The organism is Bradyrhizobium sp. ISRA436, from assembly GCF_029910015.1.
Classification (GTDB): Bacteria; Pseudomonadota; Alphaproteobacteria; order Rhizobiales; family Xanthobacteraceae; genus Bradyrhizobium.
In genome coordinates this window covers 7,003,172-7,023,115 of sequence record NZ_CP094519.1, presented here as the reverse complement: position 1 = coordinate 7,023,115, position 19,944 = coordinate 7,003,172, and the positions used below count along the sequence as shown (strand labels likewise).

15 protein-coding genes and 2 pseudogenes are annotated in these 19,944 nt (G+C 64.5%); 7 read left to right on the top strand and 10 right to left on the bottom strand.

What is annotated here, in order from left to right:
- Positions 1–15: 15 nt before the first annotated feature.
- Entirely contained in the window at positions 16–1,404 is a 1,389-nt protein-coding gene (locus MTX23_RS32645) for a lytic murein transglycosylase (protein WP_280974184.1), read from the bottom strand.
- 222 nt (positions 1,405–1,626) lie between these two features.
- Between MTX23_RS32645 and galU the strand changes: the two genes are divergently transcribed.
- Complete coding sequence (gene galU / locus MTX23_RS32640) at positions 1,627–2,502, top strand: UTP--glucose-1-phosphate uridylyltransferase GalU (protein WP_280974183.1); 876 nt, start codon at positions 1,627–1,629, stop codon at positions 2,500–2,502.
- 124 nt (positions 2,503–2,626) lie between these two features.
- Here the strand turns inward: galU and MTX23_RS32635 are convergent, their stop codons facing one another.
- The 3 genes from MTX23_RS32635 to MTX23_RS32625 all read right to left on the bottom strand — a co-directional run bounded on the left by MTX23_RS32635 (position 2,627) and on the right by MTX23_RS32625 (position 6,626).
- Positions 2,627–4,240, bottom strand: a complete 1,614-nt coding sequence (locus MTX23_RS32635; protein WP_280978296.1) for a benzoate-CoA ligase family protein — start codon at positions 4,238–4,240, stop codon at positions 2,627–2,629.
- Positions 4,234–5,364: an FAD-dependent monooxygenase gene (locus MTX23_RS32630; RefSeq protein ID WP_280974182.1), complete on the bottom strand. Its 1,131-nt coding sequence runs from the start codon at positions 5,362–5,364 to the stop codon at positions 4,234–4,236. Before MTX23_RS32630 ends, MTX23_RS32635 begins: the two co-directional genes overlap by 7 nt.
- 260 nt (positions 5,365–5,624) lie before the next feature.
- The gene (locus tag MTX23_RS32625; RefSeq protein ID WP_280974181.1) at positions 5,625–6,626 is read right to left on the bottom strand and encodes an NADP-dependent oxidoreductase; all 1,002 of its coding nucleotides are present in this window, start codon (positions 6,624–6,626) and stop codon (positions 5,625–5,627) included.
- A 153-nt stretch (positions 6,627–6,779) separates the two neighbouring features.
- Between MTX23_RS32625 and MTX23_RS32620 the strand changes: the two are divergent.
- Positions 6,780–6,938, top strand: a pseudogene (locus tag MTX23_RS32620) (amino acid ABC transporter substrate-binding protein); the annotation flags it as partial.
- Positions 6,939–7,020: 82 nt separating this feature from the next.
- Here the strand turns inward: MTX23_RS32620 and MTX23_RS32615 are convergent.
- A complete protein-coding gene (locus MTX23_RS32615) occupies positions 7,021–7,956 on the bottom strand; it encodes a RimK-like protein (protein WP_280974180.1) in 936 nt (311 codons plus the stop codon).
- 299 nt (positions 7,957–8,255) lie between these two features.
- On the opposite strand from MTX23_RS32615, the gene MTX23_RS32610 reads away from it, so the two are divergent.
- From MTX23_RS32610 to MTX23_RS32600, 3 genes are all read left to right on the top strand, one after another.
- On the top strand, positions 8,256–9,029 hold the full coding sequence (locus tag MTX23_RS32610; RefSeq protein ID WP_280974179.1) for a ferredoxin--NADP reductase: 774 nt from the start codon (positions 8,256–8,258) through the stop codon (positions 9,027–9,029).
- Positions 9,030–9,500: 471 nt separating this feature from the next.
- Positions 9,501–10,255 (top strand): IS5 family transposase gene (locus tag MTX23_RS32605; protein WP_280972604.1). Its coding sequence is split into 2 segments (ribosomal slippage): positions 9,501–9,834 and positions 9,834–10,255, totalling 756 coding nucleotides; the frame shifts between segments, so codons are not numbered across the junction.
- Positions 10,256–10,463: 208 nt separating this feature from the next.
- Positions 10,464–12,095, top strand: coding sequence for an FMN-binding glutamate synthase family protein (locus tag MTX23_RS32600; protein WP_280974178.1), 1,632 nt, complete (start codon positions 10,464–10,466; stop codon positions 12,093–12,095).
- Between the two features lie 5 nt (positions 12,096–12,100).
- Here MTX23_RS32600 and MTX23_RS36505 read toward each other — a convergent pair.
- The 4 genes and pseudogenes from MTX23_RS36505 to MTX23_RS32585 form a co-directional block, all read right to left on the bottom strand.
- Positions 12,101–12,217, bottom strand: a pseudogene (locus tag MTX23_RS36505) (hypothetical protein); the annotation flags it as partial.
- Between the two features lie 70 nt (positions 12,218–12,287).
- Complete coding sequence (locus MTX23_RS32595; RefSeq protein ID WP_280974177.1) at positions 12,288–14,276, bottom strand: carbohydrate porin; 1,989 nt, start codon at positions 14,274–14,276, stop codon at positions 12,288–12,290.
- Positions 14,277–14,573: 297 nt separating this feature from the next.
- Complete coding sequence (locus tag MTX23_RS32590) at positions 14,574–16,247, bottom strand: NRAMP family divalent metal transporter (protein WP_280974176.1); 1,674 nt, start codon at positions 16,245–16,247, stop codon at positions 14,574–14,576.
- Between the two features lie 481 nt (positions 16,248–16,728).
- The gene (locus tag MTX23_RS32585) at positions 16,729–17,034 is read right to left on the bottom strand and encodes a hypothetical protein (RefSeq protein ID WP_280974175.1); all 306 of its coding nucleotides are present in this window, start codon (positions 17,032–17,034) and stop codon (positions 16,729–16,731) included.
- A gap of 330 nt (positions 17,035–17,364) precedes the next feature.
- Between MTX23_RS32585 and MTX23_RS32580 the strand changes: the two genes are divergently transcribed.
- Positions 17,365–17,634, top strand: coding sequence for a metal-sensing transcriptional repressor (locus MTX23_RS32580; RefSeq protein ID WP_280974174.1), 270 nt, complete (start codon positions 17,365–17,367; stop codon positions 17,632–17,634).
- A 74-nt stretch (positions 17,635–17,708) separates the two neighbouring features.
- On the opposite strand, the gene MTX23_RS32575 is transcribed toward MTX23_RS32580, so the two are convergent.
- Positions 17,709–18,533 carry a creatininase family protein gene (locus MTX23_RS32575; RefSeq protein ID WP_280974173.1) on the bottom strand — a complete coding sequence of 275 codons (825 nt, stop codon included), beginning with the start codon at positions 18,531–18,533 and terminating at the stop codon, positions 17,709–17,711.
- A 172-nt stretch (positions 18,534–18,705) separates the two neighbouring features.
- Here MTX23_RS32575 and MTX23_RS32570 point away from each other — a divergent pair, with 172 nt between their 5' ends.
- Positions 18,706–19,725, top strand: coding sequence for an ABC transporter substrate-binding protein (locus MTX23_RS32570; RefSeq protein WP_280974172.1), 1,020 nt, complete (start codon positions 18,706–18,708; stop codon positions 19,723–19,725).
- Positions 19,726–19,944: the final 219 nt, after the last annotated feature.

The following is a 19,944-nucleotide window of genomic DNA, read 5'->3' as shown; positions in this document are numbered from 1 at the left end:
GAGCGATAGGACGGATCACCGCCCCCGAAGCCGGTCCAGCACCTCGGAGGTGGCAAACCCGTCGGCGGGCGCGCCGATCGACACCTGGAAGCCGCGCAGGGCCTCGCGGGTCAGGCCGCCGATCTGGCCGTCGGGGGTGCCCTTGTAGAAGCCCCGTTGGGCGAGGAGCTGCTGCAATTCCAACCGTTCGGCGCGCGACAGCACCCGTTCTTGGCGCGGCCAAGGTTGCACGAAAGGCGATCCGCCGCGCAGGCGATCGGCAAAGTGGCCGATGGCGAGCGCATAGGCTTCCGCCGGGTTGTACTTCATGATCACGCGGAAGTTCTGCAGCATCAGGAAGCCCGGGCCCTCGGCACCGGCCGGCGCCAGCAGATAGGCCTTTTCGGAGGGCCGCGGGAACGGCTGGTTGTTGGCGCGCTTCAGGCCGAGACGCGCCCATTGCGATAGCGGCATCGCCTTGGCGCGGTCGGCCAGCATGTAGTTGAAGCCCCGGGGAACCACGACCTCGTAGCCCCAGCTCGCGCCGCTCCGCCAGCCGTCCTTGCTCAGGTTGTTGGCGGTCGAGGCGATCAGGTCGGCCGGATTGTCGACGACGTCGCGGCGGCCGTCGCCGTCGGCGTCGACGGCGTAACGCTTGAAGGCGGTCGGCATAAACTGGGTCGGGCCGAAGGCGCCGGCCCAGGAGCCGCGCATCTGCCCTGGCCTGAGATCGCCGCGGTTCAGGATCTCCAGCGCCGAGAGGAACTCGTCCTTGAAATAGGCCTGGCGGCGGCCGATGCAGGCCAGTGTCGCGGTCGACTGCACCACGCTGCGGTCGCCCCTCTGGGTCGAGTAGTTCGACTCGATGCCCCAGATCGCCGCGATGATGTAGCGGTCGACGCCGTAGGCCCGCTCGGCTGCATCGAACTGCGGCTTGTACTTCGCGAGGATCTCGCGGCCCTTGGCGAGCCTGGCGTCGCTCACGAGAATGTCGAGATAGTCCCAGATCGCCTTGGTGAACTCCGGCTGCGAATCCAGGAGGTCCATGATGCGCAGGTCGGGCTCCAGGCCCGCCGTGAAGCGCTCGTAATTCTCCTGGCTGATGTTTCGCCGTGCGGCATCTGGCCACATCTGCGCGATGCAGTTCGGAAAATTCGCCGCCGCCTCACGGATCGCGGCGGCAGTCATCAGCGGATGGCCCGAAGCGCCGTCTTCCCCGCTCCAGGGCGGCGCGGCGCCGTCCGGTCCCGTCGCGGCTTGCGGCGGCTGGTTCGCTCTCGAGAAGATGCTGTCGATCAGGTCAGTCAGTCCGTTGCTCGCCGATTGGGCAAGGGCGCTGCAAGGGATCAGCAGAGGGATCAGCAGCGACAGCGCGATCGTGATCGCGCCGATCCGGTTGGTTCTCGATGTTCCCGTCGACCGCATAGTGATGCGCCTGCCCAAAAAACTGCCGTTTCAGAAGGCCCTGTCACGGTTTCCAATCGCTTAACAAAGGCGAGATTTTGATGCCGCTGCATCTCGCCGGCTGGAACGGCGGAAATATGCCGCACCCATACATCTGCCTTTCATCTGCCTTTGTTAGCGGCTGCAAACGAGCTACCAAGGGCTGATTGCCCTCCCACCCGTTTGAAGGCTTCCGATAATCCCATGAAAATCCGTAAAGCCGTCTTCCCCGTCGCCGGTCTCGGTACCCGCGTGCTGCCCGCCACCAAGGCGATGCCGAAGGAGATGTTGACCATCGTCGACAAGCCTTTAATTCAGTACGTCGTCGACGAAGCCAGGGAAGCCGGCATCGAGCACTTCGTGTTCGTGACCGGTCGCAACAAGGGCGTGATCGAAGACCATTTCGACCGCATGTTCGAGCTCGACACCACGCTCGCGCAGCGCGGCAAGAAGGCCGAGCAGGAGATCCTGGCGCAGAACCAGCCCGAAGCCGGTGCGATGAGCTTTACCCGGCAACAGGCGCCGCTGGGCCTTGGCCATGCGGTGTGGTGTGCGCGCGACATCGTCGGCAACGAGCCGTTCGCCGTGGTGCTGCCCGACGAGCTGGTGCTGAACACCCCGGGCTGCCTCAAGCAGATGATCGAGGCGGCAGCCAAGCTCGGCGAGAAATCGAATGTGCTCGCGGTCGAGGCAGTGCCCGATCATCTTACCCATCAGTACGGCATCTGCGGCGTCGGCAAGCGCACCGGCAAGATCTTCGAGGTCGACGGCATGGTGGAGAAGCCGCCGAAGGGCACGGCACCCTCCAACCTCTCGATCACCGGCCGGTACATCCTGCAGCCGGAGATCTTCGATATCCTGGCGACGCAGGAGCGCGGCGCCGGCGGCGAAATCCAGCTCACCGATGCGATGATCGGACTTGCGAAGACACAGAAGTTCTACGGCGTCGAGTTCGAGGGCGAGCGTCACGATTGCGGCTCGAAGGCCGGCTTCCTGCGCGCCAACATCGCCTTCGGCCTCAAGCGCGACGATCTGCGGGAGGGCCTGCGCGCCGACATGAAGAAGTATCTCGAGAAGTGACGCTTGAGGCGCTGTCGTTGTGAACGGGGGTGAGGTGAGCACGCTGCTTGGGCTCCTCCCCCTTGTGTGTGTGTTCAGACAGGGGAGGTGGCGGAGTTGCGGAGCATGATCTCCGCATCATGCGTCACATCCGCATCACCGCCTGCCGGTCGATCTTGCCGGTGCCGGTCTTCGGCAGCTCGTCGATGAACTTCACCTCGCGCGGATATTTGTAGGGCAACAGCTTAGTCTTGACGTAATCCTGCAGCCGCCGCGTCGCTTCGTTGGTGTCGAAGCCGGCTTGGTTCATCACCACCACCGCCTTCAGCGTCATGCGGCGGTCCGGCAATTCGGCGGCATAGACGGCGCATTCGCGGACGTCGGGATGGTCGGCGAGGCAGAGCTCGACCTCGAGCGGATAGACCCACTGGCCGGAGATCTTGACCAGGTCGTCAGCGCGGCCGCGGAAGAAGTGGAAGCCGTCGCTGTCGCGCATGAAGCGGTCGCCGGTGTAGATCCAGCCGTCCTCGCGCACGGTCTCGGCGGTCTTGTCCGGCCGGTTCCAGTAGAGCGGGGTCGCGGAATCGCCGCGCACCCACAGGATGCCTTCCTCGTTGTCGCCGACCTCGCGGCCATCGCTGTCCCGCAGCATGATCTCGTAGCCGGGCACGCGCAGGCCGGCGGCGCCGAGCTTTTTCTTCTCCGCGCGATTGCAGAGATAGATGTGCAGCACCTCGGTGGAGCCGAGGCCCTCGATGATCTCGAGCCCGGTGAGCCGCTTCCAGCCGTTGAAGACATCGGCCGACAGCACCTCCGCGGCCGAGATCGCCATCCGCAGCGAGGAGAAGTCGGTTCGCTCGGCGGCCTCGGCCTTGGTCAAGGAGATGTAGAGTGTCGGCAGGCCGAAGAACACGGTCGGGCGATAGGTCTCGATCGCGGCAAAGATCGCCGCCGGCTTCGGCTGGCCCGGCAGCAGCAGCGTGGCGGCGCCGACCGAGAACGGGAAGGTGATCGAGTTGCCGAAGCCATAGGCGAAGAAGATCTTCGGTACCGAAAAGCAGATGTCGTCAGGCGAAAGCTTCAGCACGTTGCGCGCGAAGGCGAGCTCGCTATAGGCCATGTCGTGCTGCAGATGCACGATGCCCTTGGGGCGGCCGGTCGAGCCTGACGAGTACATCCAGAACGCCATCTCGTTGCGATGGGTGTCGGCTTCATCGAGCTCGCCGGGAAATCCCGGCAGCCATTCGCTGGCGTTGCGCGCCTCTGCCACGGCATGGTCGCCGGCTGTGCCGTTGACCACGATCAGCGTGCGCAGCGGCGTGTCCTTACAAGCCTCCGTGTTGAAGCGCGAACAGAACTCGGCATCGGTGACGGCGACCTGCGCGCCGGCGTCGGACAGATAGAATTGCAGCAGGTCCGGCGTGGTCAGCGTGTTGATCAGGAGCGGCACGAAACCCGCGCGCACCGCGCCGAAGAACGCGGCCGGGTAGGCCGGCGTGTCGTCGAGGAACAGCAGGATGCGGTCGCCGCGCTTCAGTCCCAGCGACCGGAAGCCATGGCCCCAGCGCGCGGCCTCGGCGCAAAGCTCGCGATAGGTCCGCGTGCCGGCCGGGCCGGTCAGCGCCATGCGCTCGGCATTGCCGTTCGCGAGATTGTCGAACAGGATGCGGCTTGCATTGTAGCGCTCGGGGATCGTGAAGCCGACCTCGCGCGCGCCGGGATTCTCTGGAGGAACCTGGTCGGCGATCTCGGTCATGATTGTTCCTTCGCAGCTTCGTAGCGGGCCATGAAGGCCGGCGACATTGCGCGCAGCCGCACGTCGTCGATCCGGCCTGAGCGGGTGATGTAGCTGTAGGCGAAATCCATCAGCCCGAGCTTCATGTGCTCGGGGAAACGCTCGTACCAGTCGGCGCTGGTCCGTGCAGCGGTCACGAGCTTCTTCACGATCGGCTTGCGCTCGCTCTCGTAGCGCGCGAGCGCCGACGGGATCCCGTTCTCTCCTTCCAGCGCCTTGGTCAGCGCGATCGCGTCCTCGATCGCGAGCCGGGTACCCGAACCGATCGAGAAGTGGGCCGAATGCAGCGCATCGCCGATCAGCACCATGTTTCCGTGCGACCAGCGCTCGTTCCAGATCCACGGGAAGCTGCGCCATACCGATTTGTTCGAGATCAGCCGGTGGCCGTCAAGGGTTGCGGCGAACACTTGCTCGCAGATCGCCTGCGATTCCTCGATCGTCTTGTCGGCAAAACCGTAGGCCGCCCAGGTCGCCGCGTCGCACTCGACCAGGAACGTGCTCATATCCTTTGCATAGCGGTAGTGATGGGCGTTGAAGCGGCCGCGCTCCGTTGCCACGAAGGTCTGCGACAGCGTCGCGAAGGTCTTCGTCGTGCCGTACCAGGCGAACTTGTTGGTCGAATGCGACACCGAAGCGCCGAACGCGCTCTCGAAGCTGCGGCGGACCATCGAGTTCAGCCCGTCGGCGGCGACGATCAGGTCGTAGCCTTCGAGTTGGTCGACCGATTGCACGACCGTGTCGAAGCGCGGCGTGATGCCGACGCTGCTCACCCGCTGCTGCAGGATCGTCAAGAGCGCGAGCCGGCCGATCGAGGAAAAGCCGACGCCGTCGATCTCGACGCTTTCGCCGCGCAGATTGAGCGTGATGTTCTTCCAGCTCTCCATCTGCGGCACGATGACATCGACCGTCTCGGGGTCGTCGGCGCGCAGGAAGTCCAGCGCCTGCTCGGAGAACACCACGCCGAAGCCCCAGGTCGCATCGGCCGCGTTCTGTTCGAACAGGTCGATCTCGGCGTCCGGGTGACGCTTCTTCCAGAGATAGGCGAAGTAAAGCCCGCCGGGCCCTCCGCCGATCACGGCGATCCGCAACGTCTGCCTCCCAGATTGACAGTGTACTGACTATTTGAGGCCAGACTAGCCGCCCTTCGGCGGGAACGCCAGAGGGAAAATTGTCGTCCCTCATGGTCGGGAGCGCCAACGGGTCCGCGTAAGGCGCGGCCCGATGACAGGCTCCGTACGTCTCTGGACGATGCTTCGCATCGCCAGGCGAACCATGAAACCTGTCCGTGACCTACATCCTTCGAGACGTGCGTTCCGCGCTCAGGATGACCGGATTGAGAGCACTCGTGCTACACCTTCACCATGCGCTTGCCGCGGTTTTCGCCGGCGAGCAGCCCGATCAGCGCCCGCGGCGTGTTCTCGAGACCGTCGATCACGTCTTCCTGTACCTTCAGCTTGCCCGACGCGACCCAGGACTGCAGGTCGGCGAGCGCGGCGTCGCGCTGGTCCATGTAGTCCATCACGATGAAGCCTTGCATGATCAGCCGCTTCACCACGATCAGGCCGGGCACGCCGCGCGGGCCGTGCGCGGAGGGGATGCCGTCATATTGCGAGATCGCGCCGCAGCAGGCGATGCGGCCGCGATTGTTCATCTGCGACAGGCAGGCTTCCAGGATGTCGCCGCCGACATTGTCGAAATAAATGTCGATGCCCTTCGGCGCCGCTGCTCGCAGCGCCTTGTAGGTGGCGCCGTCCTTGTAGTCGACCGCGGCGTCGAAGCCGAGCTCGCTGGTCAGCCAGTGGCATTTGTCCTTGCCGCCGGCGATGCCGACGACGCAGCAGCCCTTGATCTTCGCGATCTGCCCGACGATCGAGCCGACCGATCCGGCGGCCGCGGACACCACCACAGTCTCGCCTTCCCGGGGCTTGCCGACATCGAGCAGGCCGAAATATGCGGTCAGCCCCGCAACGCCGAAGACGCTGAGCAGATGCGTCATTGGTTCGAGCTTCGGCATCTTCGACAGATGCTTGGCGGGCACCGCGGCGTAATCCTGCCAACCGGTGTCGCCGAACACGATGTCGCCCTGCTTCAGGCTCGGGTCCTTCGACGACACCACCTCGGCGATGCTGCCGCCGGCCATCACGGTGTTGGCTTCGACTGCCGCGCGGTAGGTGGCACCGTGCATCCAGGCGCGGTTGGCGGCATCAAGCGAGATGTAACGCGTGCGCACCAGCGCCTCGCCGTCCTTCGGCTCGGGGATCGCGCCCTTGGTCAGACGAAAATGCTCGGGGCCAAGCTTGCCGGTCGGCTTTTCGACCAGCAGGATCATGCGATTGACGGTGTCGTTCATGGTGATGTCTCCCCTCGCATTGGTCGTTCCTAAGGCAACTGACTGCGCCGCGGGCGCGTCGTTGCACCCATTGTGCGCTGCGTGAACGCTAGTCCGCATGCTGGCATTCCACAACGGGAACATTTCGGCAAAGTCCCGCCAAACGCGAAGGACGTGGTCGAGCGCGCATTCCGCAAGCTCGCCACAAACCACGACATCATCCCGCTCTACAACAAGTGCTTCGTCGCCCGCCTGCCGACCGGCGAGAAGCTCAATGTCGCGCTCTCGCCGCAGCTCGAAGAGGCCTTCAAGGTGCTCGACGAGAACGAGTGACTTGTCACGAACGAGCGTCCTGAACTCCACTTCTCCCACAAGGGAGAGGCGAAGTGGGATACGCGGCGACCGCGTGCGGAAATTACGCGAACGCCTCGTCCATCGCGGCCCAGTACGCCGCCTCGACCAGCTCCGGATGCCGCTTGCCCAGCGCTTCCATCTTCACTCCGGAATTGACCTCGAGGATCTGCCACGCGCCGTCGGCGTGCACGACGTCGATCGAGGCGAAGCGGATGCGCAGCGCCTGCGCGGCCTTGATCGCAAGCGCGATGCAGGCTTCGCGTGTCGCGCCGTCCATCAGCAGCACCGGCGCGGCACCGGAATCGAGATTGTGCCGCCAGTTGATGGTGCGCCGCTCGCCGGCGGGCGGGACGGCGTCGAGCTCTGCGATTTCGAAGTCATCCGCGACGGTCTCAAGCTGCCCCGCCGGCACGGCGCTCCGTACAAGCTCGCGCAGCGAATGGACGCCGTCGCCCGTCACCTGCGGGCGCATCTTGCTGTAGACAATCAGCGCGCGGTCATCGAGCAGCACGACGCGCACCTCGTCGGCGATCTCGACATAGGGCGAGATCGCCAGACTCGGGTGCGCGGCAAGGATGCGCGCGACAGCCTGCTCCAGTTGCGCCTTTGTCGTGACGCGGAACACCAGCTCGCCTGATGTGCCCTCATTCGGCTTGACGACGAGGCCGCGCGGATGGGCATCGAGAAGCCGCAGCATCGCCTCCATCGATCCCGATCCCGGGATATGCGGGCTCAGCCTCGCGCCGAGAAACAAAGTGTGCGGGATCGCGGCGACGCCGGCCGTTGCCAGCACCTCGGCGCAGGCCGCCTTGTCGTTGGCGATCTGATGCGCAACCGCGCTGTTCAGTCCGACGTCGTAGCCGATCGCAAGCCGCCGCTCCGCGCCCCGCTGCATGATGACCAGCCAGCCGCCGGACCTGATCTCGATCGCGATATTGTGCGCGAGACAATATTTTTTGATGGTTTCCAGAAAAAGACGCTGGCTGATGAGGACCACTAAATCATTTTCCCTTCGCCGCGGTTCTCGTAGCAATTATTTGCCAGATCGGCGGAGATCTCAGCAAGTAAATTGCGTCCATCCCAGCGTGTTAACGACGTCGTGGCTGAACCTATCCGCGAAATCGAGCGACTGCCATTCTGAGATCGCAATTGCACGCCACGTGATCTTGACTATGTGATGCGGCGGCGCGATGGAAACGCGAGATCTTCAATGATTTCGGCCACTTCCGCGCCGTCGCGGGCAGCCTGAAAAATCAAACCATTCTAAATTCTGGTCAATCGAGAAAACGAAAACACATGAGCGCGTTCTATCGAGAGAAGGTTCTTTCCGTTCGCCACTGGACCGATACGCTTTTCAGCTTCCGAGCCACCCGCGATTCCGGTTTCCGTTTCCAGAATGGCCAGTTCGCCATGATCGGCCTCGAGGTCGAGGGCCGGCCGTTGCTGCGCGCCTATTCGATGGCGAGCGCCAATCATGAGGAAGAGCTCGAGTTCTTCTCGATCAAGGTGCAGGACGGCCCGCTCACCTCGAAGCTGCAGAAGATCCGCGAGGGCGACATCATCCTGGTCGGCCGCAAGGCGACCGGCACGCTGATCACCGACAATCTGATCCCCGGCAAGCGCTTGATGCTGCTGTCGACCGGCACCGGCCTCGCGCCGTTCGCCAGCCTGATCAAGGACCCCGAGGTCTATGATCGCTACGATTCGATCGTGCTGGTGCATGGCTGTCGCCAGGTCTCCGAGCTCGCCTATGGCGAGGAGCTGGTCGCCAAGCTGCGCGAAGACGAGCTGTTCGGGCCGCTGCTTTCGGAGAAGCTGCTGTACTATCCGACCGTGACGCGCGAGCCGTTCCGCAACCGCGGCCGCATCACCGATCTGATCACCTCCAACCAGCTCTTCGCCGACCTGCATCAGGGCCCGCTCGACATCGAGACCGACCGCATCATGATGTGCGGCAGCCCGGCGATGCTGGAAGACCTGAAGCAGCTGTTCGAGACCCGCGGCTTCAAGGAAGGCAGCGGCAACACGCCCGGCCACTTCGTGATCGAAAAGGCGTTCGTCGAGCGCTGATCTTGTTGGCCCGGCGCACGCTGGGCTCATCGCTACCGTTCTTGCTTTTGGGAAGGCTGGAGCCGCATCGGGCTCCAGCCTTTTGCATTTCGCACAGTGTGTCCGCGTGCGCCCTTCGCCTCTCCCGCTTGCGGGCAGGGCAATCGCATAGGACATCGCCAGGCGCCGGGCATGACGAGTTTGTGGGTAGACCAACCACAGGCATCGAACGCGCGGCATAACCGGCATGTGCGATTGCCCTGCGCTTGCGGGGGAGGCCGTATTGCATCGCAGATGCAATACGGGTGGGGGTTCTCTCATCTCGAAAATTCTGACTCGTGGCGATACCCCCACCCCAGTCCTCCCCCGCGAGCGGGAGAGGGGGCGCAGCTTGCTCGCGGTCGCCGCGTAAGCCCTAAGGTTTGTACTCAATCAGATGTATAATTTTACGTGGAGATATGATTCAAGCTCTGCATTTGCGGGGCTTGGATCATGGCGGGCGAGTTTTGGTTGAATGATCGGCAGTGGGCAGCAATCGAGCCCTTGCTGCCGCAAAATCAGCCCGGCGCTCGTCGAGTCGATGATCGCCGCGTGATCAGTGGCATCATCCATGTGTTGAAGTCCGGCTGCCGCTGGCGCGATTGCCCGGCAGTGTTCGGCCCTTACACGACCGTCTACAATCGCTGGAACCGCTGGTCGCGGCGCGAGGTCTGGCGCAATCTGTTCGAAGCACTTCGGGGCCTGTCGCCCGATGACGACTTCCAGGCCATCGATTCCACGACCGCCAAGGCGCACCGTGCGGCGGCCGGTGGAAAAGGGGGGCGGAGGCTCAGGCCATCGGTCGTTCCCGCGGTGGCAGGACCACCAAGATCCACGCCGTCTGCGACAGTCTCGGACGCGCCATCGCGCTCGAAGTAACGCCAGGTCAGCGTGGTGACATCCGCGCGGCGCTGCCCCTGCTCAGCTCTCTGCCACCACCGCGTTGCTGTGCGGCCGACACGGCCTATGACGCGAACGAACTGCGGCAATTCCTCATCGAACGGGGAACAACCCCGGTCATCCCAAACAATCCCACCCGAAAACGCTTCCATCCGTTCGACCGCGCCGCATACAAGCGGCGCAACCTCGTCGAGCGCATGTTTTGCAGGCTCAAGGACTGGCGGCGCATTGCAACCCGCTATGACAAGCTCGCCAGAAACTTCCTCTCGGCCGTCAATCTTGCTGCCGCTATCATTTGGTGGACCTGATTGAGTCCGGACCTTAAAGCCTCCTCGGAGGCCGTTCGTTGCATTGCGAAATGCGAGCTCAACTTGAGCGATACGACAGGGATACCGCCCATTCGGGCGGTTGTCATATCTGTGACTGTTCGGCGCTATAACCGTGTAGGACTTGTTCGGCGAGTTGGATTAGGCTCACGGCCGACAAGGTAGCCTTGTCCATTGGCTGAGGGGTTCTATGGAAACGCTGCTGCTGCCGTTCTCGCCGCGCTTCATCGTGCTGACGACCTGCGCCGTGGTGACGGCGCTCCTGCTGACGATAGGCGTCTTCGATCACAATCCGAAGATCTGGAACGTGGTCATGGTCCCGCTCCTGATCTTCGGTGCGCTGACATTGCTCGGCATCCGCGACCTCGTGCAGAAGAACCACGCGGTGCTGCGCAACTATCCGATCTCGGCGCATGTGCGCTTCCTGCTCGAGGAAATCCGCCCGGAGATGCGGCAGTATTTCTTCGAGAGCGAGAAGGACGGCATGCCGTTCTCCCGCGACACCCGCGCGGTGGTCTATCAGCGCGCCAAGGCGGTGCTCGACAAGCGGCCGTTCGGCACCCAGGAGGACGTCTACCGCGAGGGCTATGAGTGGATGCACCATTCGGTGGCACCGAAGCCTCGCGCCGACCAGAAATTCCGCATCACCATTGGCGGTCCCGACTGCACCAAGCCGTATTCGGCCTCGGTGTTCAACATCTCGGCGATGAGCTTCGGCGCGCTGAGCCCGAACGCGGTGCGGGCGCTGAACGCCGGCGCCAAGAAGGGCGGTTTTGCTCACGACACCGGCGAGGGCGGCGTCAGCCCCTATCACCGCGAGATGGGCGGCGACATCATCTGGGAGATCGGCTCCGGCTATTTCGGCTGCCGCAACCGCGACGGCACCTTCAACCCCGACGAATTCGCGCGCGTCGCGAGCGAAGACCAGATCAAGATGGTCGAGCTCAAGATCAGCCAGGGCGCCAAGCCCGGCCATGGCGGCGTGCTGCCGGCCGCAAAGGTCTCCGAGGAGATTTCCAAGATCAGGGGCGTGCCGCTCGGCGAGGACTGCATCTCGCCGGCCTATCACAAGGCGTTCTCGACGCCGCTGCAGATGATGGAGTTCATCGCGAAGATGCGACAGCTGTCCGGCGGCAAGCCGGCCGGCTTCAAGCTGTGCATCGGCCATCCCTGGGAATTCCTGGCGATCTGCAAGGCGATGAAGGAGAGCGGGCTCTATCCCGACTTCATCGTGGTCGACGGCAATGAAGGCGGCACCGGCGCCGCGCCGCTCGAGTTCATGGACCATCTGGGCATGCCGATGCGCGAGGGCGTCAATTTCGTCCACAACGCGCTGATCGGCATCAACGCGCGCGACCGCATCAAGATCGGCGCGTCCGGCAAGATCGCGACCGCCTTCGACATGGCGCGGGCGATGGCGATCGGGGCGGACTGGTGCAATTCGGCGCGCGGCTTCATGTTCGCGCTCGGCTGCATCCAGTCCTTGAGCTGTCACACCGACCGTTGCCCGACCGGCGTCACCTCGCAGGATCCGATCCGCAACCGCGCGCTGTACGTGCCGGACAAGATCGAGCGCGTGTACAATTATCATCACTCGACCCTGCACGCGCTGACCGAGCTGCTCGCCGCCGCCGGCCTCGAACATACCCAGGAGCTGCGGCCGATCCACTTCTCGCAGCGGAGCTCGACCACCGAGGTCTGCTCCTTTGCCGAGCTTTATCCGGCGCTGCGGCCCGGCGAGTTGCTGGAAGGCACGCAGGACCGCCGCTTCCGCGACGCCTGGGCGATGGCGCGCGCGGATTCGTTCCAGCCGGCGGGCTAGCTGCGCTATGCCGCGACAGGCGCGCCGAACCATCTGGTCAGCGCGTCTCTGAGTCCCGGCTGGGCCGGGCCTCCGGCCCAGGCGACATCCCCGTCAGGCCGGATCAGCACGGCGGTGGGAGCGACTCGGTCACGCGTGCGGGTAAAGGAAAGGCTCCGGATTTCGCTGCGCTTCATCCGGGCTACGTCAGCATCAGAACTCGCCGTGCACCCGGCCCGAGAAGATGTGCACCGGGCCGCGGTCGGCGTTGTAGGCGGGATTGGCGATGAACTGGTAGTCCGCGGTCAGCGTCAGGTGCTTGTTCACCGAGTAGGCGTAATAGCTCTCGAAGATGCCTTCGTTGCGGTAGCTGAGCGCGCCGTCGCCGATCAGCAGGCCGAGGCCGCCGGCGGCGAGGAAGTCGCGATGCGAGGCGGAGAGTCCGTTGATCGCGCCGCCGATGCCGATCGTGTCGTCCGGCCGTCCCCAGTAGCTGCCCTTCACGGACACGCCGCCCGAAAGGCTGCGGTCGACATCGGTGAATGAGAGGATCTCGTTCCGGCCGTCGTTCCAGCTCAGGCGGCCGAACAGGCCGACATCCTTGGCGATCTGCTGCTCGGCATTGACGTAGAAGCCGTATTTCAGATTGTCCTTGCGGATACCGGCCATCACGCTGTTGATGTCGAGCGCCGGGTCGATGGCTTCGATCGCGAGCGCCTGGCTGTAATTGCCGGTGCTGCCGCGGTTGCCGAACACGCCGACGCGTAGCTTGCCCGGCTGGTCGAAGATCGAGTAGCGCCCCTCGAACTCGACGACGGCGCCGCCGGTCTTGAAGGTCAGGATGTCGCTGTTCGGCGCATCCGGCACCTGGAACAGGCCGGCGCGCACCGCCCAATCCTTGCGGTTGAGTTCGGCCACGGCACCGCGTGTATAGCCGGGCAGGTCGGCGGGGAAATCATAGGCGGCGGATGCCCACATCGCCCAATTCATGAAATCGGCGCGCGGATCCTTGGCATAGGAGTTGCCGTCGAAGAAGTCACCGACCGCGAAGCGGCCGACGATCAGCGTCAGGCGATCAATGTCGCGCTTGCCCGCGATCTGGTTGGGGCCATCAGGGACGTCTTCCTGCTCGCCGCCGAAGCCGAAGGTCTGCTTGATGTAGTAGCGCTGCGGCCGGATCCTCGGATACGCGGCGCCGGCCTTCTGGGCTTCGCCGTTCGAGAAGCCGGCAAGGCCGAGCGTGCCGTTGAGGCCAAAGCCCTGTGCGGTTTCCGGGTTGAAGTAGAGCTCGCCGCCCTCCCAGAGCCGCACGCCGAGGAACGCCGTCGTGGTCCAGGTCTGCTGCACCTGTCCGCCCGGCGGCAAGCTGTTGGTGCCGCTATAGGCGGCGCGGAACGCGGGGTAGCCTTGTCCGATCAGCGTCGTCTGCGCATGGACCGACCAATTGTCCGATTCCGGCAACCGGGGTTGGGTCGGTGTTGCCGACCAGGGCGTGTCGCCCAACTGATAGTTCAGGCCGAACTTCAAGAGATGGAGGCGCGGGTCGATGGTGACGCCGGGCATGCCGAAGTCGGCAAGACCAAGGGTCCGGCGCGACAGGTCGATATAGTCGTATTCGACCTTGGCGGTCCAATTGCCGCTCAACGCAAACTCGGCGCCGGTGCCGACGGTCCACCCGGTCAGGTACTGGCCCGGCTCGGACACGACCTCGCCCGCCGCGTCGTTCACCCTGGCCTGGGTGCGTCCCCAGGCGAAGCCGCCGGTGACATAAGGCATCCAGCCGCCGAAGGCGTAACCGATGCGGCCGCGCGCGGTGCCGACATAGTCGATCGAGCTGTTGAAGGGGCCCGGCGTCCGCCGTGGCAGGTCGGGAGGACTCACGAAAGTCGCGTCGGCCTCGACGCCGAGCACGAAGTGGTTGGCGAACTCGTGATTGTATCCGACCTGGAAGCCGCCGATCCCGCCGGTGATCGTGTGCGGAAAGAACACGCCCTGCAGCGCGAGCGGATTGGTGCCGGGACCGAGACTGCCATCGCCATAGCCGACATGGCCGCCCACGTAAAAACCGGTCCAGGTGTAAACCGCGCTCATGGCCGGCGACTTGACGGCCATGTCGGCTGCGGCCGCAGGCGTGCCGAAAGCGGCAGCGCCGAGCGCTGCGCTGGCGGCGATCTGGACACGGAAGAGGCGGACGCAGGTCATGACGCGGCGTTGCCCCGCGAGCGGTAGGAGGTATCGCCTGCCATCACTGCAGATTTGGCAGCCGCTCGCCACCCGAGATTTGAAGTCATCGCCCGCCGTCCCCGGTCCGATCTGTGTTGGTCCGAGCAAAGCCAGACCGGTCATCTTGACACCAGCCTTATTGCAAATGGTTCGCAATTGCAATTGAGGGCCGCCAACTACCTACCCGATTTGCACGGCACTATGACGGCCATGCAACAGCGGAAGGCCAGCAGCGCGACCGCACCCATCGCCGGCTGCGGCCTAAGAGCGTCCCGGTCACGCCCCGACCGTGGCCAGCTGGACAATGCGAATCAGCACGAGGCCAGCGGCGACGACCAGATAGCCACGCAGTACGATCATCCAGATCCGGCTCAGCGCACCGAGACGGGCCTTCGGAAGCTGATCGAGCGGCGGCATCCGCCAGCTGTCGCGGCTAAGCTGTAGCTGGTACGGCTTGAAGCGGAACACCGCGTTGCGGCGCGACGACATCTCGTACAGCTTGACGGCTGCGGTGAGTGCCAGGGCCAACAGGCTTCCGCCGATCAGGATTCCCATGATCCACTCCTCGCCGACGCCGGGGAACAGCACCGCGGCCGTCATGATCACCGACAGCATCACCAGCGCGGCGACCACCGCCCCCGTGAACAGGTTCAATCGGGTCGAATTGACCCAGGGCCCCAGGATGTGGCGATCGTTGCAGAGCAGCAGCAAGAACACCGTCGCGCTCGGCAGCAGCACGCCGGCCAGCGTCTGCACCGCGTTGGTGAGCAACCCGAGCGGCGTGCCCGGCGTCAGCACCAGCACGGCGGCGAGCACGATCAGGCCGCAATAGACGCCGTAGAAGCCTTTGGCGTCCCACGGCTTGCGATGCAGCGAATGCTTGACCGCGAACACGTCGCCGATCGCGTATGCGGTTGCGAGGGAGACCGCCGCCGCGCCGATGATGCAGGCGTCGAGCAGCGCGAGGGCAAACAGCACCGCCGGAAGCCTGCCGACATATTTCTCGAGCCCGCTCGCGGTCCCCAGCGCGTCGGTGTAGTTGCCGAACTCGGGCTGCCCCGCGAAGATCTCGGCGCAGAACGAGATCATCGCGACCGCCCCAACAACGACAAGCACGATGCCGATGCAGAGGTCCATCCGCTCGTAGCGGATGAAGCGCGGCGTGATCCGCTTGTCGACGATGTAGCTCTGCTGGAAGAACAATTGCCACGGCGCCACCGTGGTGCCGACGATGGCGACGATCAGCAGCATCACCTCGCTGAGCTTGGCGCCTTCGGGCATCCTCGGAACCAGGAAGTCGGTCGCGATCTGCCCGATTGGCGGATGCACCATCAACACCACCGGCACCAGCAGAAGGCTGCCCGCGACCAGCACGATGCCGAAGCGCTCGAAGCGGCGGAAGTTTCCGGTCGAGACCGCAATCATCACGATCGCCGCCGATGCCAGCACGCCCCAGAACTGCGACAAGCCAAGATAGCTCAGCGCGAGCGTGATGCCGATGAACTCGGTGACGATCGTCAACGCGTTCAACAGCAGCAGGTCGATGACGCTGAAGGCGCCCCAGAACTTGCCGAAGCGCTCGAATATCAGCCGCGCATGGCCGACGCCGGTGACGGCGCCGAGCCGCACCACCATCTCCTGGTTGACGTAGAGCACCGGGATCAGGAGCATCAACGTCCACAACAGGGTGGTGCCGTAGTTCTGCCCGGCCTGGGTGTAGGTGCCGAACGCGCCGGCGTCGTTGTCGCCGACCATGACGATCAGGCCGGGGCCGACGATCGCCAGCAGTGTCTTCAGCCGTGCGAGGAAGGTCGCGCGCGGCGCAACGTCGTCCCTGGCGATGCTGCCGAGCGCGCCGTGGATGTCGCCGAGATGGGCCTGGTCCAGGACGGCGGTCCGGATCGCCGGTGTTCTGGTTTCGCGGTTGTTCAAGTCATTGACGACGGCCATGACTCATTCCCTGTTTATTCGCGTGGTTTGGTATTTCGCAGGGCCGGAAAGCCGATGACGTTGTCTGTGTTCGGCGCGGGCAGGGGCATTGCGGCAGCTGACGACGCGCCCGGCCTGTCGTGGGGACGTCCTCCGGCCTGCCGGAGGAGGCGTCTCTGTCGACGGGATAATAGATCTGTCTCGAAGTGTCTGGGGCCTCTCTCATGCCTGCTCCAACCGTCTCCGCGCTGCCCGTCGGGCACGGCGCGAGGACGCGGAGCGGCTTTAAGCGCGCACGCAACCTCCGCTGCCGTGAGCAGCGGCTAGTCCAAACGTGATGTCGTTCCCCGAAGGGAGTCCCGTTGCCGCGCCGGGATGGCGCGCAACGGGACAACTAGGTCCTTCGTCCATGTCTGTCTCTTCGTTTGAGCATGATCTCCGCGCAAACGCGTTCCGCGCTTGTCGCGACGGAAAACCGGTCTCCGCTTTTCCGGATCATGCTCTAGGCACTCGCCGTTGTCTTCAACGCGGCGGGGGGCGCGATTGTTGCGCGCGGGCCGTAACCCAAGCCCGCGCGTCGCTGATGATCGAGATCATCGATGAATGAGCCGATGGTGTCTTCGACGGTCCATCGGCATTCCAGGCGGCCGTCGATCAGGACCCAATAACATGCCGGCGCCGAGGTTGGACGGCGGCGCTGGCCCTCCGGGCGGCGAAAACCCGGGAGGTTGTCATTGGCATAGGGAGCCGTCCACGGCGTCATCTGCCGCGGCTCGAATGGCCGAAATTTTGCGAGCTTTTCGAACATCGCTCACCTCCACATCCGCTGGTCGTGCGGCAGGCCGGTGAGGAGCGGGCGGTCAGCTAAGGCGCGACCACCTATCCACGCAGCGGGAGCCTGCGCGATCAGTCTTGCTGTCGTGCGGCGGCAGGAGTCCCGTCATCGTCGGGGTACTGTCGCCTGAGTTGCTACTGCCCATTTGCCTTCTTTGCTGGCTCGTGGTCGGGACGAATGCCCCGGTGCGGAACGGCTGTTCCGACAATCCGCCACTACGCCCCATGCAGCGGGCTGTCAAGCCGACTTCTCTATCCTCCGGGGAGGATCGTGATTATCCTTCGGGGAGGATAGGAGAACCGCATGTCCGACGACCACCCGCACGCCGCAATTGCCCGGCGCCTGAAGCGCGCCAACGGCCATCTCGAGACCATCGTCGAGATGATCGAGCAGGGCCGCCCGTGCGCGCAGATCGCCCAGCAATTGCAGGCCGTGGAGAGCGCGATCGAGAGCGCCAAGAAGGCGCTGATCCACGATCATATCGGCCACAGCCTCGAAGACACCCTGAAGGCCGCGGGCCCGAAGGGCCGCGCCGTGCTGAAGGATTTCAAGCTGATTGCGAAGTATCTCTGACCGTCCGCGTGCGGAGGTCGGCGCAAAGTGGCTGCCTGCGGCGGCTGGTTCCGTCCGATCGCCGGCCGGTCGCGCTACAGGGCCGGCCAGCGGGGCACGGCGGCCAGCGCGCTCATGTCGAATTTATCGACGTCTTCCAGCAGCTCGCAGAACGCGCGCGCGCCGTGGTCGAGCAGCGCCTCGCCCTTCTCGGCGGAGGCCTTGGTGGCATCGCCGATCGCGCCGCTCGGATGCAGGTCCTGCGCCTGCCAGGCGAACGGCGCCGGCCGCTGCGTGGACAGATGGCGGTGATCCTTTTCGATTCGTAAGCTCGCAGGATGGAAGTCCGCGATCGCATCCGTCCGCACATGCTGCGGATATCGGGCGAGCATGATCGAGGTCTCGACCGCCCCGCCATGGATGCCGTGACGCAGCTCGCTGGCCTCGAACAATCCGTCTGGCACGCCGAAGCGCGACCAGCTCGTGGTGACCGCGAGCATCCCGTGCCGTGCGCGCAGATCCTGCGCCACCAGCGACATCGCGGCGGAATTACCGCCATGGCTGGTCACCATCACGAGCTTTTTTAGGCCGGCGCGCGCCACGCTCTCGCCGAGCGCCGTCCAGGTGCTAAGCGCGACCTCGTTCGACAGCGTCAGCGTTGCCGGAAAATCGATGTGCTCGGTCGAGATGCCGACCGGCTGAAGCGGCAGGAACGTCACCGGCGCGGCCGCCGGCAACAGCTCGCGGACCCGCGCAAGGTAGGCCTCGCCGATCATGACGTCGGTTCCAACAGGCAGATGCGGCCCGTGCTGTTCGGTCGCGGCCAGCGGCAGCACCGCGATCCAGCGCGAAGGCGCTGATTTGCCGATGTCGGGCCAGTGGATGGCGGTCCAGTCGCGGGGCGGAAGTTGAGAAGTCATCAAGCGAAGCGTTTCATTGGATGAATTTGCAGGGTAGTTTGTCCATCTTTCGCGGGGATGCGAACCATGCCTCCGGGGCGTTCTACGCGCCTCGGGCGCGGCTCGATCCCTGGGGCGCGGTCCACGTCCTTCACCCTCCATCATGGGCCAGAATGATCGACGGAGTCCAACCATGAACCCGGCCTTTTTGCCGCGAGCGTTAACTATAGGCCTGCTTGCCGTCCTCGCGGCGCTCACCCCGGCCCGCGCACAGACCCTGGACAAGGTTTCGTTCGGCACCAACTGGGTCGCCGAGGGCGAGCATGGCGGGTTCTTCCAGGCGGTGGCCGACGGCACCTACAAGAAATATGGCCTCGACGTCACCATCGTGCCCGGCGGCCCCAACGAGAACAACCGCATGCTCTTGATCGCGGGCAAGCTCGACTTCTTCATGAGCGCGAACTCGCTGCAGACCTTCGACGCCGTCACCAACAAGGTGCCGCTGGTCGCGGTCGCCGCCATCTTCCAGAAGGACCCGCAGGTCTTCCTGACCCATCCCGAGGCCAAGGTCAGCAAGATCGAGGACCTGAAGCCGCTGACGCTGCTGGTCTCGAAGGAGGGCATCGCCAGCTATTTCCAATGGATGAAATCCAAATACGGCTTCAGCGAAAGCAAGGTGAAGCCCTATACCTCCAACGCGCAGCCCTTCCTCGTCAACAAGCAGGTCGCGATGGAAGGCTACGTCACCTCGGAGCCCTATGCGGTGGAGAAGACGGCCGGCTTCAAGCCGAACGTCCTGCTGATCGCCGATTACGGCTTCAGCGCCTATTCGACCCTGATCGAGACCCGCCGCGACCTCGTCGACAAGAAGCCGGACCTCGTGCAGCGCTTCGTCGATGCCTCGATCGTCGGCTGGTATCATTATCTCTACGGCGACAACTCGGCCGGCAATGCGATGATCAAGAAGCTCAATCCGGAAATGACCGATGAGCTGCTGGCCTATTCGGTTGCCCAGATGAAGGAGCACGGCATCGTCGATTCCGGCGACACCTTGAAGAACGGCATCGGCGCCATGACCGACGAGCGGATGGCGAGCTTCTTCGAGGCGATGGCCGCCGCCGGCGTGGTCAAGAGCACGATCGACTATCGCCAGGGCTACACGCTGCGCTTCGTCAACAAGGCGGTCGGCGTCGAGCTCAGGCCGAAGAACTGAGCGGGCCGGACGCGAGTGGTGCGATTGGCTCGAGATAGCGCCGCATCGGCAGCCCACCTCTCCCCACCCAGGAGAGGTCGTGCCAGAGGCGCGGGTGAAGGGGCACTGGTCGCACGAGAGAGCATAACCCCTCAACCGGATCGCATCTTGCGATGCGATCCGACCTCCCCCACAAGGGGAGAGGTGGTGTTCGCGGCACGGCCGCGCGCATCATCGCCG

What these genes read in the sequence shown, in the direction of transcription:
- MTX23_RS32645 (WP_280974184.1), bottom strand. Translation starts at nt 1,404, where the DNA reads ATGCGGTCGACGGGAACATCGAGAACCAACCGGATCGGCGCGATCACG.
- galU (WP_280974183.1), top strand. Translation starts at nt 1,627, where the DNA reads ATGAAAATCCGTAAAGCCGTCTTCCCCGTCGCCGGTCTCGGTACCCGC.
- MTX23_RS32625 (WP_280974181.1), bottom strand. Translation starts at nt 6,626, where the DNA reads ATGAACGACACCGTCAATCGCATGATCCTGCTGGTCGAAAAGCCGACC.
- MTX23_RS32610 (WP_280974179.1), top strand. Translation starts at nt 8,256, where the DNA reads ATGAGCGCGTTCTATCGAGAGAAGGTTCTTTCCGTTCGCCACTGGACC.
- MTX23_RS32600 (WP_280974178.1), top strand. Translation starts at nt 10,464, where the DNA reads ATGGAAACGCTGCTGCTGCCGTTCTCGCCGCGCTTCATCGTGCTGACG.
- MTX23_RS32595 (WP_280974177.1), bottom strand. Translation starts at nt 14,276, where the DNA reads ATGACCTGCGTCCGCCTCTTCCGTGTCCAGATCGCCGCCAGCGCAGCG.
- MTX23_RS32590 (WP_280974176.1), bottom strand. Translation starts at nt 16,247, where the DNA reads ATGGCCGTCGTCAATGACTTGAACAACCGCGAAACCAGAACACCGGCG.
- MTX23_RS32585 (WP_280974175.1), bottom strand. Translation starts at nt 17,034, where the DNA reads ATGTTCGAAAAGCTCGCAAAATTTCGGCCATTCGAGCCGCGGCAGATG.
- MTX23_RS32580 (WP_280974174.1), top strand. Translation starts at nt 17,365, where the DNA reads ATGTCCGACGACCACCCGCACGCCGCAATTGCCCGGCGCCTGAAGCGC.
- MTX23_RS32575 (WP_280974173.1), bottom strand. Translation starts at nt 18,533, where the DNA reads ATGACTTCTCAACTTCCGCCCCGCGACTGGACCGCCATCCACTGGCCC.
- MTX23_RS32570 (WP_280974172.1), top strand. Translation starts at nt 18,706, where the DNA reads ATGAACCCGGCCTTTTTGCCGCGAGCGTTAACTATAGGCCTGCTTGCC.